Origin of the sequence: Streptomyces sp. NBC_01723 (assembly GCF_036246005.1) — a bacterium.
Classification (GTDB): Bacteria; Actinomycetota; Actinomycetes; order Streptomycetales; family Streptomycetaceae; genus Streptomyces.
Map to the genome: position 1 here is coordinate 7,732,984 of NZ_CP109171.1, position 14,740 is coordinate 7,747,723.

The following is a 14,740-nucleotide window of genomic DNA, read 5'->3' on the forward strand; positions in this document are numbered from 1 at the left end:
ATCGGGGAAGGATCTGATGCGGCTTTCGCTCGGCGACTACGCCCGACTGGCGCGCGAACGGCTGGACCCACCGGTCTGGGACTTCCTGGACGGCGGCGCCGGTGAGGAACGCACCCTACTGGCCAACACCACCGCCTTCGACCGGGTACGGCTGCGGCCCACGGTACTGAGCGGAGTCACCGCCCCGGAACTCCAGACCAAGATCCTCGACCGCCCGTGGGCGGTCCCGCTGGCCGTCGCGCCGATGGCCTACCACACCCTGGCGCACCCGGAGGGCGAGGCCGCCACCGTCCGGGCCGCGGCGCGCCGCGGCGTCCCCGTCGTCGTCAGCATGTTCGCCGGCCGCACCTTCGAGGACCTCGCCGCCGCGGCCGGCGCTCCGCTCTGGCTCCAGACGTACTGTCTGCGCGACCGCGCCACCGTCCGACGGCTCGTGGAACGTGCGGAGCACGCCGGGTTCGAAGCGGTCGTCCTCACCGTCGACACCCCCCGTCTCGGCCGGCGGCTGCGCGACCTGCGCAACGGCTTCCGGCTGCCCCCGGGCGTCGGACCCGCCAACCTCGACGGCGACGGCTTCGACAGCCCGGCGGGCCACGCCCTGACCCAGTTCGACCCGGCGCAGGACTGGGGCTGGGTCGAGTGGCTGCGGTCGGTCACCCGGCTGCCGATCGTGCTGAAGGGGATCCTCACCGGCGCGGACGCGGCACGCGCGGTCACCGCCGGGGTGGACGGAATCATCGTCTCGAATCACGGCGGACGCCAACTCGACGGCGTACCGGCGTCCCTGGACGCGCTGCCGGAAGTCGCGGCCGCGGTGTCGGAGGCGTGTCCCGTCCTCCTCGACGGGGGCGTGCGCCGCGGCGCCGACGTCCTGGCCGCCCGTGCCATGGGCGCGGACGCCGTCCTCCTCGGCCGTCCCGTGCTGTACGGACTCGCCGTGGACGGCGAGGAGGGCGTCGCGCGGACGCTCGACCTGCTGGTCGACGAACTCACCGACGCCATGACCCTCACCGGCACCGCCTCCGTGGCCGCCGTGCCCCCCGAACTGGTCAGCACCTCGCCCGCGTGACCGGAGCAGCAACCAAAGAGACCAGAGAGAACAGAGAGAACAGAGAGAAGAGCGAAGAGCGAAGAAAGAGAGAGGAGTGGGTGATGTCCGGCTGGACCGTCAAGCGGCTTGTCCGCAGTAAGCGTCGCATGTGGGGGTGGACCTTCCGATGACCGTCCGGGCCCGGATCGTCGGCGTGGGCACCGCCGTGCCGCCGACCTCGTACTCGCAGCAGGAAGTGCTGGACACCTTCGAGATCACCGACGCCAGGGCGCGAGGCGTCTTCCTCAACAGCGCCATCGAGCGACGTCACCTGGTACTCCCCCCGCCCGGCGCCGACGGCCGCCCCGTCGGCGAGCAGCAGGGCGATCTGCTCGACAAGCACAAAACCCACGCCGTGGAGTCCGGGATCCGCGCCCTCGAAGCCTGCCTGAAGCGGGCCGGCGCGAGCCTCGCCGACGTGCGTCACTTGTGCTGCGTCACCTCGACGGGACTCCTGACCCCGGGGCTGAGCGCACTGATCATCCGTGAACTGGGCATCGGCCGGGACTGCAGCCGCTCCGACATCGTCGGGATGGGATGCAACGCGGGCCTGAACGCGCTGAACCTGGTCGCCGGCTGGTCGGTGGCCAACCCCGGCGAACTGGCCGTGGTCCTGTGCTCGGAGGCGTGCTCGGCCGCCTACGCCATGGACACCACCATGCGGACGGCCGTGGTGAACAGCCTCTTCGGCGACGGAGCCGCGGCGGTCGCGCTGATCGCCGGCGAACCCGTGTCCCCCGCGCACCCGGACGGCGCGGGCGCGGACGGCCCGCGCATCCTCCGGTTCGCCAGCCACATCATCCCCGACGCGGTGGACGCCATGCGGTACGACTGGGACCGGGACCTGGGCAGGTTCAGCTTCTTCCTCGACCCGCAGATCCCCTACGTCATCGGCGCGCACGCCGAAGAGGTCACCGACCGCCTGCTGGCCGGAACCGGCCTGCTCCGCGACGACATCAGCCACTGGCTGGTGCACTCGGGCGGCAAGAAGGTCATCGACGCGGTCGTCGTCAACCTCGGCCTGAGCCGCCACGCCGTCCGGCACACCACCGGAGTCCTGCGCGACTACGGGAACGTCTCCAGCGGGTCGTTCCTGTTCTCCTACGAGCGTCTCCTGGAGGAACAGGTGGCCACCCCCGGCGAATACGGCGTCCTCATGACCATGGGGCCCGGCTCCACCATCGAGACGGCGCTGATCCAATGGTGACCGGCGTGCGCTTCCACCTGGAGATCGACGGCTCCGCACACCTCACGGCGGCCTCCGTGCGCGCCGTGGAGGAGGCCTGCGCCGTCGCCGAGCGCGACGGGTTCCTCGCCGTGGCCGTCACCGGCGTACCGGACGGCACGCGGACCGAGGCCGATGTCGCCCTGGTCAGCAAGTGGGAACGGGCACTGCGACGGCTCGAACGGCTGCCCGCGACAACGATCGCGGTCGCCTCCGGCGCGGTCGGCGGCCCCGCCCTCGACGCGCTCCTCGCCACCGACCACCGCATCGCGACCCCCGACACCCGCCTCGAGGTCTCGCTGAGCGGCGCGGCCACCTGGCCGGGCATGGCGCTGCACCGGCTCGTGCAACAGGCCGGCATTGCGGCCGTGCGGCGCGCGGTCCTGTTCGGGGAGTCCCTGAGCGCGTCGCGAGCGCTGGCCCTCGACCTCGTCCACGACCTCGTCGACGCGCCCCTGCCCGCGCTGACCGAGGCCGTCGCGGCGGCCCGCCTCCGCTCCGGCCGCGAACTGGCCATCAGACGGCAGCTGATGCACGACGCCGTCACCACCAGCTTCGAGGACGCTCTCGGCGCCCACCTGGCGGCCTGCGACCGGACGCTCCGCCAGGCCGCCGCGGGAGCTGGCCGATGACGGCCGGGGCGTCCGAGGCGCCGGACGGGCTCGACGCCGACGTACGCCGGGATCTGGCCCGGCTCACCGACGACTCCGCGACCTCGGACCGGGCCAGGAAACTGCGGGTCGAGATCATGGAACGGCACGCGGAGGCCCTCTACGACCGGCTCACCGACGGGCGCTCGGCGCACCCGCGCCTCGACCGGCTGATGGCCGACACGGCCAAGACGTTCCCCGCGTTGGTCCCGACCGAGATCGACCAGGGCATCTTCCTGCGCGGCGTCCTGCGCGCACCGGACGCCGGCCCGCACCTGCAGTCGTCGATGCTCCGCCCCACCGAGCGCGCCCTGGCCCTGCTGCCGGAGTTCCGCCGGACCGGATTCGTCGAGACCCACTCGGTGCTTCTGGAGCGCCGGGACGGCGTGGCCCACCTGACCATGTGCCGGGACGACTGCCTGAACGCCGAGGACAACCGCCAGGTCGACGACATGGAGACGGCCGTCGACCTGGCCCTGCTCGACCCGGACGTGGAGGTCGGCGTCCTGCGCGGCGGGACCATGACACACCCCCGCTACCGCGGACGACGGGTCTTCAGCGCCGGCATCAACCTCAAGAGCCTGCACGCCGGGGAGATCACCCTGGTCGACTTCCTGCTGCGGCGTGAACTGGGCTACATCAGCAAACTCGTCCGGGGCGTACTCGTCGAACGGGACGACGACTGGCGGTCGGCCACGGTGGAGAAGCCCTGGATCGGCGCCGTCGACACCTTCGCCATCGGGGGAGGCTGCCAGCTCCTGCTCGTCCTCGACCACGTGATCGCCGGCTCGGACGCCTACGTCAGCCTCCCCGCCGCACGCGAGGGCATCGTCCCCGGCGTGTCGAACCTACGGCTCGGCCGCGTCGCCGGATCGCGCCTCGCCCGCCAGGTCATCCTGGGCGGACGGCGCATCTGGGCGACGTCCCCCCAGGCACACGCGCTGATCGACGAGGTCGTGGAACCCGACGAGATCGACGCCGCCGTCGACCGGGCGGCCGAGCGGCTGCGCGCCCCGGCGGCCGTCCCGAACCGCAGCATGCTCAACCTCGCCGAGGAACCCCCCGACGTGTTCCGCGCCTACGTCGCCGAGTTCGCCCTGCGTCAGGCGCTGCGGCTGCACGCGGACGACGTGCGGGACAAAGCGGCCCGCTTCGGCGGCCGAGCCACATGACCCGTCCCGCACGGCCACGAGCCGTCCGGGACGTCTTCGTCGACGCGCGCCCACCCGCGCGCAGAACTGGAGGAACGCGGTGCGCAGTCACCAGCCCGAACCGGCCGAACCGGCAGGCACGGAAGCGGAAACCGGCCCCCCCGATGCGGTCGTCGCCACCGCACGCCGCCGACTGGACGAACTGCGCACCGTGCGGACACCGGTGGAGGACTTCAGGACGGCGGTCACGGATCTGGTGGTCATCGCCTCCCCCTTCCGGGGCGGCACCACACTGCTGACGGAACTCCTCCGCGGCGCCGAGGACCTCCTGCACTTCCAGGCCGAGATGCAGCCCGTCCTGCGCCTGGCCGGGTGGACCCACCCGGAGAACGGCGCCGACTCCGAACGGCTCTCCGGCCTCACCGGAGACGTCGCCCTCATCGAGCACGAACTGGGCAGCGACGTGGGCAACCCCGTGAGCGACTGGGACGCCATCGACTGGTCGCGGTTCGCCCAGGACGTCCTGTGGCGCTGGATCGTGCAGTGGCCCACGGCACCTCTCAGCCTCGCCGAGGTCGAATCCATGCTGGCGAAGGCGCTCGCGGACCAACCGCCCGGCGGCCTCGACGACGGCAGCGGCGACCCCACCCGCGCGGTCGGCCTCACCCTGCTGAAGATGCTGACGACACGGTACGCGTACGCGAACCCGTACTACGCCGACGTCTCTGCGGCTGAGATCAACGGCATCCTCCCGGAGGCGCCCCGGCCGGCCGGACCGCACGGCGACACCGTCCTCGAATTCGCGCCCCTCGCCCTGCCCAAACCCTGGAAGAGGGCGACGCGGCAGGAGGTGGAGAGCCGGACCGTCATCACCAAGACCCCCGTCAACGTCTACAAACTGGGTGCCCTCAGGGAGTTCTTCCCCCGGGCCCGCATGAGGATCATCCACCTCACCCGCAACCCGGGCGCCGCGATCAGCAGCTACCGCGAGGCATGGCTGTCGCACTGGTTCTTCAACGCCAGGGTCGGCACCCCGTTGAACATCGCCGGATACACCGAACCGGGACGGCCGTGGAGCCGTCACTGGTGGAAGCTCGACTTCCCGCCGGGCTGGCAGGACCTCACCGAATCCCCGCTGGAGGAGGTCTGCGCCACCCAGTGGCGCTGCTCGCACACCGCCATCCTCGACTTCGCGGCGCGGAACAAGGACATCGACGTCCTCCGCCTCCAGTACGAGGACCTGATCGGCACGGCTCACGAACGCACCCGCGCCATCGACGAGTTGGCGAGCTGGCTCGGCACGGACCGCGCACCCCTGCTGGCCCCGGCGGTGCGGGGGATGACCCCCATGAACGCCCTCACGCTGCCGCGGCGCGCGAAGTGGTACGGCAACTACGACGTCCTCAAGGACGCCCTGAACAGCCCCGACGTGCTGTCCCTCGCTGCGGACCTGGGCTACTCGACGGACCTGACCGACTGGCCGTGACCCGCGCCCGGCGGCCGTGACCCCCGCTCACCGGCGGTGCAGCCACGCGAGGAAGTCGGGCGGTGCCAGTGCGGCCGCCCTGGCGTGATACCTCGTCAGCTCGTCGCCGGTCAGCAGGGCCGTGCCGGACCCGGACCCACCCCGCCGGAAGAAGGCCCGGTTGTCACGGGTCGTCCCCAGGGGCTGGATCCGGTCCGCGGCCGCGCGCATCCGGTCGAACGAGGCGGCCGCGACCAGATCGTCCCAGCCGGCGCCTCCGGTGGGGACCCCGAGATGCCGGCCCAGTCGGGCCATCTCACCCGAGAGGTCGGCCGACAGATCCTCGTAGTGGAACAGGAGGATCCCGCCGTCGGTACGGCGGGACCAGGCGTCCGACAGATGCCACAGCACACCCCGCAGGGACGACGGCTGCCCCTCGCGCGGGGGATCCTCCTCCACCCACCGGGCCAGCCACTCCCGCGGTGCCACCTGCCGCTCCCGACGCGGGCCCCCGGGCCCCGGCACACCGCCGGACCGGTCGTGGTTGCCGCTCTGGTGGTACAGCGAGACAGCGGTGTCCAGCGGATGCCGGGCGACGACGACATGGGTGACGTCCGGCGCCGTCACGACGTCGCTCAGCGGCGTATGGGTCTTGATCAGCCGCCGGTGCGACTGACCGGTGAACGCGGCGAACACCTCGTCGCACGGACGCGCCATGTCGTCCAGCCAGGGCGACAGTTGAGGCAGCGGCGCCGGGAGGTCCGGAGTCCGCAGGACCAGCAGGGCGCAGATCATCTGCATCCACGTGGTGCCGCTCTTGGCGGGGGTGCTGATGACGATGTCACCGGACCGGAAGTCGAACCGGCGCCACCGCGCCGTCCGGAGGAACGTCCACAGCGAGAGGGCGGCGGCGCGTCCGCGGTCGGTCAGGACGAGCCGCACCCGTCGGCGGTCGGCCCGGTCCACCCGCAGTTCCAGGTACCCGTGCGTGGTCAGCGCGTCCACCGTCTCGCCGGCCTGCCGGTCGCCGATGCCCAGCACGCGCTTGAGGTCCCCGGCCGCCCCGCCCCGGAACGCCATGGCACCCAGCACGAAGGGCCCGTGCCGCGGAAGGCCGTCGAATCCCGCTGCCGAGAGATGGGCGTCGAGGTCCGCCTCCACGTCCCCCGCCTCCCGGAGCAGGGAGCGGAGCATTTCATCGCTGACGGCAACAGGAAACACATCCGCAGCGTATTGAGCTGCCGTCCCGGCGTCAATGCGTGCAAACTCGACAACGCCCGCCACCCGTCCGGAAATCGAAGCGAAAGCCGAGCATTTCACTTTACGCCCGTCGGCCGTCGTTCCCAGCGGCAGTGATCCTCAGGTAGCGTGCACCGACGCCATTCGGATACCGGAGGGTTCCCATGGATATTGGCGCTATCGATCATCTCGAATGCTATGTGGCCGATGTGGACAGCTCGGCCGACTTCCTCCGCGACGCGTTCGGCTTCCAGGTATGCGGTCGCGGCGGCCCCGACACCGGCCTGACCGGCTGCCGGTCGGTGCTGCTGCGCCAGCACGGGATCAGCCTCCTGCTGACGACGGCCCTGGACGAGCACCACCCGGCAGCCGCCTACGTGGAGCGCCACGGCGACGGAGTCGCCGTCATCGCCGTCACGACCGCCGACGCCCACGCGGCGTTCACCGAAGCCGTGGAGCGCGGAGCGGCCGCGGTGGAACTCCCCGCCGAACTCAAGGGCGACGGAACGCGCGTCGCCACCGCGTCGGTGAGCGGGTTCGGCGACGTCGTCCAGCGGTTCGTCGAGCGGACGGACCCCGCCGGCCCCTTCGCCCCCGGCCTCCTCGTCGAGGAACCTCCCGGGGCCACCGCGCCGGGACTGCTGCGGACCATCGACCACCTCGCCGTGTGCGTCCCCGCCGGCGAACTGGACCGCACGGTGCGCGACTACCAGTCGATATTCGGATTCTCGCAGACTTTCGAGGAACGCATCATCGTCGGTTCCCAGGCGATGGATTCCAAAGTGGTGCAGAGCGAATCCGGAAAAGTAACCCTGACCATTATCGAACCGGACACCACGCGGGAGCCGGGGCAGATCGACGCATTCGTCCGCGCCCACGACGGCGCCGGCGTGCAGCACATCGCTTTCCTCACCGAAGACATAGCGGAGGCCGTACGCGACTGCACGAAACGCGGCGTCCGCTTCCTTTCGACACCTTCCCGCTACTACGACGCGCTGCCCGAGCGGATCGGTGCCCTCGGCGTGCCCCTGGACGAGCTGCGCGAACTCAACATCCTCGCCGACCGCGACCACTGGGGCCTGCTGCTCCAGCTCTTCACCGAGTCACGGCACCCCCGGGGCACCCTCTTCTACGAGCTGATCGACCGGCGCGGCGGGCGCACCTTCGGCAGCAACAACATCAAGGCCCTCTACGAGGCGGTCGACCGACAGCGTGCCGCGGACCCGGAACCGGCCACCTGAGACGAGCGGAGGACCGTGATGGGGCAGACACGGGCACGGACGGAAGAGGCCGACGTCGTCGTGGTGGGAGGCGGCCCGGGCGGCTCGACCGCCGCCGCACTCGTCGCCCTGCGGGGACACCGGGTGGTGCTCCTGGAGAAGGAGAGGTTCCCCAGGTACCAGATCGGCGAATCGCTGCTGCCGGCCACGGTGCACGGAGTCTGCCGCCTCACGGGCGTCGCGGACGAACTCGCCGCCGCCGGCTTCACCAGGAAACGCGGCGGCACCTTCCGCTGGGGGTCGCGACCCGACCCCTGGACCTTCTCCTTCTCGGTCTCGCCCAGGATGGCGGGCCCCTCCTCCTTCGCCTACCAGGTCGAACGCTCGAAGTTCGACCACATCCTCCTCAACCACGCCCGCAGCCTCGGCGTGGACGTCCGCGAGGGCTCCGCCGTCGACCGCGTCCTGGAGGACGGCGAACGGGTGAGCGGCGTCGGCTACAGCGACGAGGCCGGCGAGCGGCACGAGATCACGAGCCGGTACGTCATCGACGCCTCCGGCAACACCAGCCGCCTCTTCACCAACGTCGCCGGCACCAGGAACTACTCGGAGTTCTTCCGCAGCCTCGCCCTCTTCGGCTACTTCACCGGCGGCAAGCGACTCCCGGAACCCAACTCCGGCAACATCCTCTCGGCGGCCTTCAAGAGCGGCTGGTTCTGGTACATCCCCCTGAGCCCCGAACTCACCAGCGTCGGCGCCGTCGTACGCCGTGACATGGCGCAGAAGGTCCAGGGAGACCCCGAGGCGGCACTGCGCGCCCTGATCGACGAATGCCCCCTCGTCAAGGAGTACCTCGCCGACGCCGAACGCGTCCGCACCGGCCAGTACGGGCGGCTGCGGGTGCGCAAGGACTACTCCTACCAGGCCACGTCCTACTGGCGTCCCGGAATGGTCCTCATCGGTGACGCCGCCTGCTTCGTGGACCCGGTGTTCTCCTCCGGGGTCCACCTCGCCACGTTCAGCGCGCTTCTCGCCGCCCGCTCCATCAACAGCGTCCTGGCCGGCACGGTCGGGGAACAGGACGCCTTCCGCGAGTTCGAGGCCCGCTACCGCCGCGAGTACAGCGTCTTCTACGAGTTCCTCGTCTCCTTCTACGACATGAACGTCAGCGAGGCGTCGTACTTCTGGCGGGCGAAGAAGGTCACCGGCAGCTCGGCGGCGGAATTCGAGTCCTTCATCGACCTCGTCGGCGGCGTCGCCTCCGGAGAGGCGACGCTCACCGACGGCCGGACGACCTCGGCCCAACTCAAGTCCAGATCAGCGGAGTTCTCCGGCGCGGTCGACCAGGTCGCCGCGGACGACGGAGGGACCATGGTTCCCCTCTTCCGGTCCGAAGTGGTCCGAAACGCCATGCGACAGGGCGGCCAGGTCCAGAGCCACGCCATGCTGGGAGACGACGCCGAGGACGAGACACCACTCTTCCCCGGCGGACTCATAGGCTCACCCGACGGGCTGTCCTGGCAGACCCCGAAACGCGAGGAGACCCCGAAACGGTAGCGGACCCCGAAACGGTAGGGGACCCCGAAACGGTAGGGGACCCCGAAACGGTAGAGGACCCCGTAGGAAGAAGATCGCGGCGGCCGGCTAGGACCCGGCCGCCGCCGACTTCTGCGGGGCGAACTGCGTGCGGTACACCTCCGCGTAGAGCCCGCCGCCGGCGAGCAGCTCCTCATGCGTTCCGCGCTCGGCGATCCGGCCCTCGTCGATGACCAGGATCTGGGAGGCGTCGCGGACCGTGGACAGCCGGTGCGCGATCACCAGCGACGTCCTGCCCTCCAGCGCGGTCGCCAGCGCTCGCTGGACGGCCGCCTCCGACTCCGAGTCCAGGTGCGCCGTCGCCTCGTCCAGCACCACGACCGCGGGAGACTTCAGCAGCAGCCGGGCCAGGGCGATCCGCTGCTTCTCACCCCCAGAGAGCCGATAGCCGCGATCACCCACCACCGTGTCCAGACCCTCCGCCAGCGAGGACACCAGCTCCCAGATCTGCGCCGCCCGGCACGCCTCGACGATCTCCCGCTCCGTCGCGTCCGGCCGGGCATAGGCCAGGTTGGCCCGGATCGTGTCGTGAAACAGATGGGCCTCCTGACTGACCACCCCGATCGTCTCCCGCAACGAGGCCAGCGTCAGGTCCCGGACGTCCTCACCACCGATGCGCACCGTCCCCACATCGGGGTCGTACAGCCGGGGCACCAGCCGGGTGACCGTCGTCTTGCCCGACCCCGAACGCCCCACCAGCGCCGTCAGCCGACCGGCGGGCGCGCGGAAGCTCACCCGGTCCAGCACCTGCGCCGGGACCGCACGCTCGGGAACCGCCGACGCGATGGACTCCAGCGACGCCAGGGAGACCTTGTCGGCGGCCGGGTACGAGAACGACACCCCCTCGAACTCGATCTCCGGGGCGCTGGCGTCCGACGCGAGCACCAGCGGGCGAGCCCCGGGACGCTCCTTGATGATCGGCTCCAGGTCCAGCACCTCAAACACCCGGTCGAAGCTCACCAACGCCGTCAACACACTCACCTGCATGTTCGACAGCTGGTTCACCGGCCCGTACAGCCGGGCCAGCAGAGTGACCAGCGCGACCATGGTGCCCAGTTGGAACACCTCGTCGATGACGAGGCGCCCCCCGAGCCCGTACATGACGGCGGTGGTCAGCGACGTGAGCAACCCCATCAGGATGAAGAACGAACGCGCGTACACCGCCGTGACCGTCGCGATGTCCCGGACCTTCCCGGCCCGGTCCGCGAAGAGGCCGGCCTCCTCCTCCGGCCGCCCGTACAGTTTGACGAGCAGCGCACCCGACACGTTGAAGCGCTCGTTCATCATGGAGGCCGCCTCGGCGTCCAACTGCATCTGCTGCCTGGTGAGCCGCTGCAGCCGCTTCCCGATCACCTTGCCGGGCAGCAGGAACAGCGGAATGAGCACCAGCGCGGCCAGCGTCAACTGCCAGGACAGGTACAGCATGGCCGCGAGGACGAGCACCAGCGTGAGCAGAGTGGACACCGCCTGGGACAACAGCGTCGTCACCGCCTGCTGGGCGCCGATGACATCCGTGTTCAGCCGGCTGACGAGGGACCCGGTCTGCGCCCGGGTGAAGAAGGCCATCGGCTGCCGCTGCACATGGCGGAAGACCTCGGTCCGCAGATCGTAGATGAGACCCTGACTGATCTGGGCCGAGCACCTGGTCTGCACGAACAGCACCAGCGCGTCGAGCACCGCCAGCCCGGCGATCGCCAGGGACAGCGTGACCACCACCGAGACCCGGCCCGGCATGACACCGTCATCGATGATCACCTTGAGGATCAACGGCATGGACACCGTGATGACCGCGTCGGTCGCGGTCACGAACATCAGCAGAACCAGCCGCCACCGGTACGGCTTCGCGTAGGGAATGATCCGGCCCAGCGTGCCGGGCTTGATCTGCTGGCGGGTGACCGAATCACCGAGGCGCAGCCGTATCGGCCCGGGGCCTCCAAGCATGGGGCGCGTACCTCCTCCGTCATGGGCGACGAGACGTACCCACCCTCCATGGCAGATGTGCCAGCCGAGTATCGCCCGCCGTGACTCCGACTGACAACACAGGCAGGGCGGTTGGGGCCCCGGCCCTTCACTGGCGGCGCCCGGTGCCTGCTGTTAGCGTCCGCGCGAACGCACCGCCATAGGTTTCACGCTCCAGGAGGGTGACGTTGACGACCGAGAATCCACCCGCGACACCGACCCGGCCGATTCCCGCGGAATCCGACGTGAACGGGGCCGTCGTGAGCGGGGCCCACCTCCACCGGGCCGACCTGCACGGCAGCGTCTCCGACCCGACGCTGGACACGATGAACTTCCTCAACGAAATCACCCTGCGATATCCGGACGCCATCTCCTTCGCCCCCGGCCGGCCCTACGACGGATTCTTCGACACCCGCCAGATATTCGAACACATCCAGCGATATCTGAACCACCTCGCGGACAACGGGAATTCACCCGAAGCCGTCCGCGACGCGATGTTCCAGTACGGCCCGACCGCGGGACGCATCCGCGAGCTGGTCGCCGACTCACTGCGCCGCGACGAGGACATCGACGTCCCCCCGGAATCCATCGTCGTGACCGTCGGCTGCCAGGAGGCGATGCTCCTCGCCGTACGGGCCCTCATCGCCGACCGCGACGACGTACTCCTCGTGGCCAGCCCCTGCTACGTCGGCATCACCGGCGCCGCCCGCCTCCTGGACGTCGAACTGATCGCGGTCGAGGAGCAGGAGAGCGGCCTGCACACCGCCGACCTGGAAGCAGCACTGGAAGCCCAGCGAGCCCTCGGACGCCGCCCCCGGGCCTTCTACGTCGTACCCGACCACTCCAACCCCTCCGGCACCACCATGCCCCTGGCCACCAGGCACGCACTGCTGGACCTGGCCGACCGACACGACATCCTGCTCCTGGAGGACAGCCCCTACCGCCTGGTGAGCGGCGCCCCGCGCCTGCCCACCCTCAAATCCCTCGACCGCCGCCACCGCGTGGTCCACCTCGGATCCTTCTCCAAGACGCTCTTCCCCGGCGCGCGCGTCGGCTACGCCGTCGCCGACCAGCCCGTCCACGACGCACACGGCCGCACCGGCCTCCTGGCCGACGAACTGGCCAAGATCAAGAGCATGGTGACCGTCAACACGTCCCCACTGAGCCAGGCCGCGGTGGCGGGCATGCTGCTCGCCGCCGAAGGACAGGTCGCCGAACTCAACAAAGAAGCCTCGGCCTACTACCAGGGCACCATGCGCTCCACCCTCCACCGGCTCGAACAACGCTTCCCACCAGGCGTCCGAGAGGCGACCCGAGTCCGGTGGAACAGCCCTGAAGGCGGCTTCTTCCTGACCGTGCGGGTCCCCTTCAGCGCCGACAACGAGGCCCTCGCCCGCTCGGCCCAGGACTTCGGCGTCATCTGGACACCCATGTCCTACTTCCACCCCCACGGCGGCGGCGGCCACAGCATCCGCCTCTCCACCAGCTACCTGACCGAGGATCACATCAGGGAGGGCATCCAGCGACTCGGCGACTTCATCGAGCACGAGGCGCGGCGCCCGAGCGGCCCCGCGTCCTGACAACCACGCCCGCCCATACGGCCGTTCAAGTGGCGCCACGCCCCAGTTGAACACTTCAACCAACGTGGCCCGGCCAGGACGCCGACCTGGGGCGGCGAACGGATCGACGTATTGCGTCGATCCGTTCGGCAGGACAGTATTCCCCCGGGGTGGGCTCCCCGGACGACGAGCCCACCGTGCGCGCAGGTAATGGGGGAGGAATTCTCGCTCGTGAGCCAGGCCATGCCACCCATACGCGACGACGACGCACGCCGACCGCGACAGACCGGCGAAGACCCGGCCCGGCGCCGAAGGCGGCACCAGGACAGACAGCCCCACCACGACCGGTCCTCCGAACGGCCGGCGGTGACGACGCCGGAAGCGGTGCGGGCATGCCGCAACTCCTGACCAACGGTGTCCGCCTCGCCTACCAACGCCAGGGAGCGGGCACACCGGTGCTCTACATCATGGGCTCCGGTGCCGCCGGACGCGTGTGGACCGTCCACCAGACCCCGGCCGCGGTACGCGCGGGCTACGAGGCCATTACCTTCGACAACCGCGGAATCCCGCCGTCCGACAGCCCTCCCGGCAAGTACTCACTCGCCGACCTGGCCGAAGACACCCGAGGACTGATCGAAGGACTGGACCTCGCACCCTGCCGGATCGTCGGCGTCTCCCTGGGCGCCCTGATCGCCCAGGAACTGCTGATCACCTCGCCGCACCTGGTCCACTGCGCCGTCCTCATGGCCACCAAGGCACGCTCCGACACGGCCCGGACCGCGCACGCCATGGCACACCGCGCCCTCACCGACTCAGGGATCACCCTGCCACCCGAGTACTACGCCGCCACGACGGTCTTCGAGATGTTCTCACCGAAGACCCTCGACAACGACGACGCGATCTCCCTCTGGCTCGAAACGTTCCAGATCGCGGACGGCGGCCGGCACATGGGCGGCGGCCAGTCCTGGGCCGGCCTCACCGGTGAGGACCGCCGACCCGCCCTGCGCGACACCACCGTCCCCTGCCGCGTCATCGCCTTCTCCGACGACCTCATCACACCACCGCACCTGGGCGCCGAAGTCGCCGACGCCATCCCGGACTGCGACTACGTCGAGATCCCCTCCTGCGGACACCTCGGCTACCTGGAACGCCCCGAAGAGATCAACTCCGCCATCCTGGAATTCCTGCGAAAGCACGACGACTGAACGTCACCGCGCGATTTTACGTCCTTTCATGTCTACGTCTTTCATGCCGTCAGCAGCCAGAGAGGGAAACGTAAATGACCAACCCCTTCGAGGACCCGGAAGCCACCTACCTCGTGCTCGTCAACGACGAGGGGCAGCACTCGTTGTGGCCCGCCTTCATCGACGTACCGGCCGGCTGGGAGGTGATCCTCAGTGAGTCCAGCCGCCAGGAATGCATGGACTTCATCGAGACCAACTGGACCGACCTCCGCCCCAACAGCCTGATCAAGGCCATGGAGAACAACTAGCTCCACCGCTCCGCACCACGAGTTGTCAGCCGGCCGAGCAGCCGGCTCCTGTGCCGCTCACGGGCAGTCGAAAGCCGAGGAGGTCAGGTCAGGT

12 protein-coding genes are annotated in these 14,740 nt (G+C 70.1%); 10 read left to right on the forward strand and 2 right to left on the reverse strand.

The window, feature by feature from the left end; all coding sequences use genetic code 11:
- Positions 1-16: 16 nt before the first annotated feature.
- The 5 genes from OIE75_RS36165 to OIE75_RS36185 all read left to right on the forward strand — a co-directional run bounded on the left by OIE75_RS36165 (position 17) and on the right by OIE75_RS36185 (position 5,602).
- Positions 17-1,069, forward strand: coding sequence for an alpha-hydroxy acid oxidase (locus tag OIE75_RS36165; RefSeq protein WP_329473453.1), 1,053 nt, complete (start codon positions 17-19; stop codon positions 1,067-1,069).
- A 148-nt stretch (positions 1,070-1,217) separates the two neighbouring features.
- Positions 1,218-2,297, forward strand: coding sequence for a 3,5-dihydroxyphenylacetyl-CoA synthase DpgA (gene dpgA / locus OIE75_RS36170; RefSeq protein WP_329473454.1), 1,080 nt, complete (start codon positions 1,218-1,220; stop codon positions 2,295-2,297).
- A 5-nt stretch (positions 2,298-2,302) separates the two neighbouring features.
- Positions 2,303-2,947 (forward strand): enoyl-CoA-hydratase DpgB, encoded by a 645-nt coding sequence (gene dpgB, locus OIE75_RS36175; RefSeq protein WP_329473455.1) that lies wholly within the window; start codon positions 2,303-2,305, stop codon positions 2,945-2,947.
- Positions 2,944-4,137 carry a (3,5-dihydroxyphenyl)acetyl-CoA 1,2-dioxygenase DpgC gene (gene dpgC / locus OIE75_RS36180; protein WP_307016486.1) on the forward strand — a complete coding sequence of 398 codons (1,194 nt, stop codon included), beginning with the start codon at positions 2,944-2,946 and terminating at the stop codon, positions 4,135-4,137. The genes dpgB and dpgC overlap by 4 nt, the downstream gene beginning before the upstream one ends.
- Positions 4,138-4,216: 79 nt before the next feature.
- On the forward strand, positions 4,217-5,602 hold the full coding sequence (locus tag OIE75_RS36185; protein ID WP_329473456.1) for a sulfotransferase: 1,386 nt from the start codon (positions 4,217-4,219) through the stop codon (positions 5,600-5,602).
- Between the two features lie 27 nt (positions 5,603-5,629).
- On the opposite strand, the gene OIE75_RS36190 is transcribed toward OIE75_RS36185, so the two are convergent.
- Positions 5,630-6,802 (reverse strand): sulfotransferase domain-containing protein, encoded by a 1,173-nt coding sequence (locus OIE75_RS36190; protein WP_329473457.1) that lies wholly within the window; start codon positions 6,800-6,802, stop codon positions 5,630-5,632.
- A 182-nt stretch (positions 6,803-6,984) separates the two neighbouring features.
- Here OIE75_RS36190 and hppD point away from each other — a divergent pair, with 182 nt between their 5' ends.
- Positions 6,985-8,061 carry a 4-hydroxyphenylpyruvate dioxygenase gene (gene hppD / locus OIE75_RS36195; protein ID WP_329473458.1) on the forward strand — a complete coding sequence of 359 codons (1,077 nt, stop codon included), beginning with the start codon at positions 6,985-6,987 and terminating at the stop codon, positions 8,059-8,061.
- 18 nt (positions 8,062-8,079) lie between these two features.
- Entirely contained in the window at positions 8,080-9,597 is a 1,518-nt protein-coding gene (locus tag OIE75_RS36200; protein WP_329473459.1) for a tryptophan 7-halogenase, read from the forward strand.
- Positions 9,598-9,684: 87 nt separating this feature from the next.
- On the opposite strand, the gene OIE75_RS36205 is transcribed toward OIE75_RS36200, so the two are convergent.
- On the reverse strand, positions 9,685-11,577 hold the full coding sequence (locus OIE75_RS36205; RefSeq protein ID WP_329473460.1) for an ABC transporter ATP-binding protein: 1,893 nt from the start codon (positions 11,575-11,577) through the stop codon (positions 9,685-9,687).
- Between the two features lie 263 nt (positions 11,578-11,840).
- On the opposite strand from OIE75_RS36205, the gene OIE75_RS36210 reads away from it, so the two are divergent.
- The 3 genes from OIE75_RS36210 to OIE75_RS36220 all read left to right on the forward strand — a co-directional run bounded on the left by OIE75_RS36210 (position 11,841) and on the right by OIE75_RS36220 (position 14,646).
- A complete protein-coding gene (locus OIE75_RS36210) occupies positions 11,841-13,175 on the forward strand; it encodes an aminotransferase-like domain-containing protein (RefSeq protein ID WP_393568083.1) in 1,335 nt (444 codons plus the stop codon).
- A 371-nt stretch (positions 13,176-13,546) separates the two neighbouring features.
- Entirely contained in the window at positions 13,547-14,359 is an 813-nt protein-coding gene (locus OIE75_RS36215; RefSeq protein ID WP_329473461.1) for an alpha/beta fold hydrolase, read from the forward strand.
- A gap of 74 nt (positions 14,360-14,433) precedes the next feature.
- Positions 14,434-14,646 carry an MbtH family protein gene (locus OIE75_RS36220; RefSeq protein ID WP_122616379.1) on the forward strand — a complete coding sequence of 71 codons (213 nt, stop codon included), beginning with the start codon at positions 14,434-14,436 and terminating at the stop codon, positions 14,644-14,646.
- Positions 14,647-14,740 lie beyond the last annotated feature (94 nt).

Bases quoted from the DNA above. Each gene is read 5' to 3' on its own strand.
- OIE75_RS36165 (WP_329473453.1), top strand. From the start codon at position 17: ATGCGGCTTTCGCTCGGCGACTACGCCCGACTGGCGCGCGAACGGCTG.
- dpgA (WP_329473454.1), top strand. From the start codon at position 1,218: ATGACCGTCCGGGCCCGGATCGTCGGCGTGGGCACCGCCGTGCCGCCG.
- dpgC (WP_307016486.1), top strand. From the start codon at position 2,944: ATGACGGCCGGGGCGTCCGAGGCGCCGGACGGGCTCGACGCCGACGTA.
- hppD (WP_329473458.1), top strand. From the start codon at position 6,985: ATGGATATTGGCGCTATCGATCATCTCGAATGCTATGTGGCCGATGTG.
- OIE75_RS36200 (WP_329473459.1), top strand. From the start codon at position 8,080: ATGGGGCAGACACGGGCACGGACGGAAGAGGCCGACGTCGTCGTGGTG.
- OIE75_RS36205 (WP_329473460.1), bottom strand. From the start codon at position 11,577: ATGCTTGGAGGCCCCGGGCCGATACGGCTGCGCCTCGGTGATTCGGTC.
- OIE75_RS36215 (WP_329473461.1), top strand. From the start codon at position 13,547: ATGCCGCAACTCCTGACCAACGGTGTCCGCCTCGCCTACCAACGCCAG.
- OIE75_RS36220 (WP_122616379.1), top strand. From the start codon at position 14,434: ATGACCAACCCCTTCGAGGACCCGGAAGCCACCTACCTCGTGCTCGTC.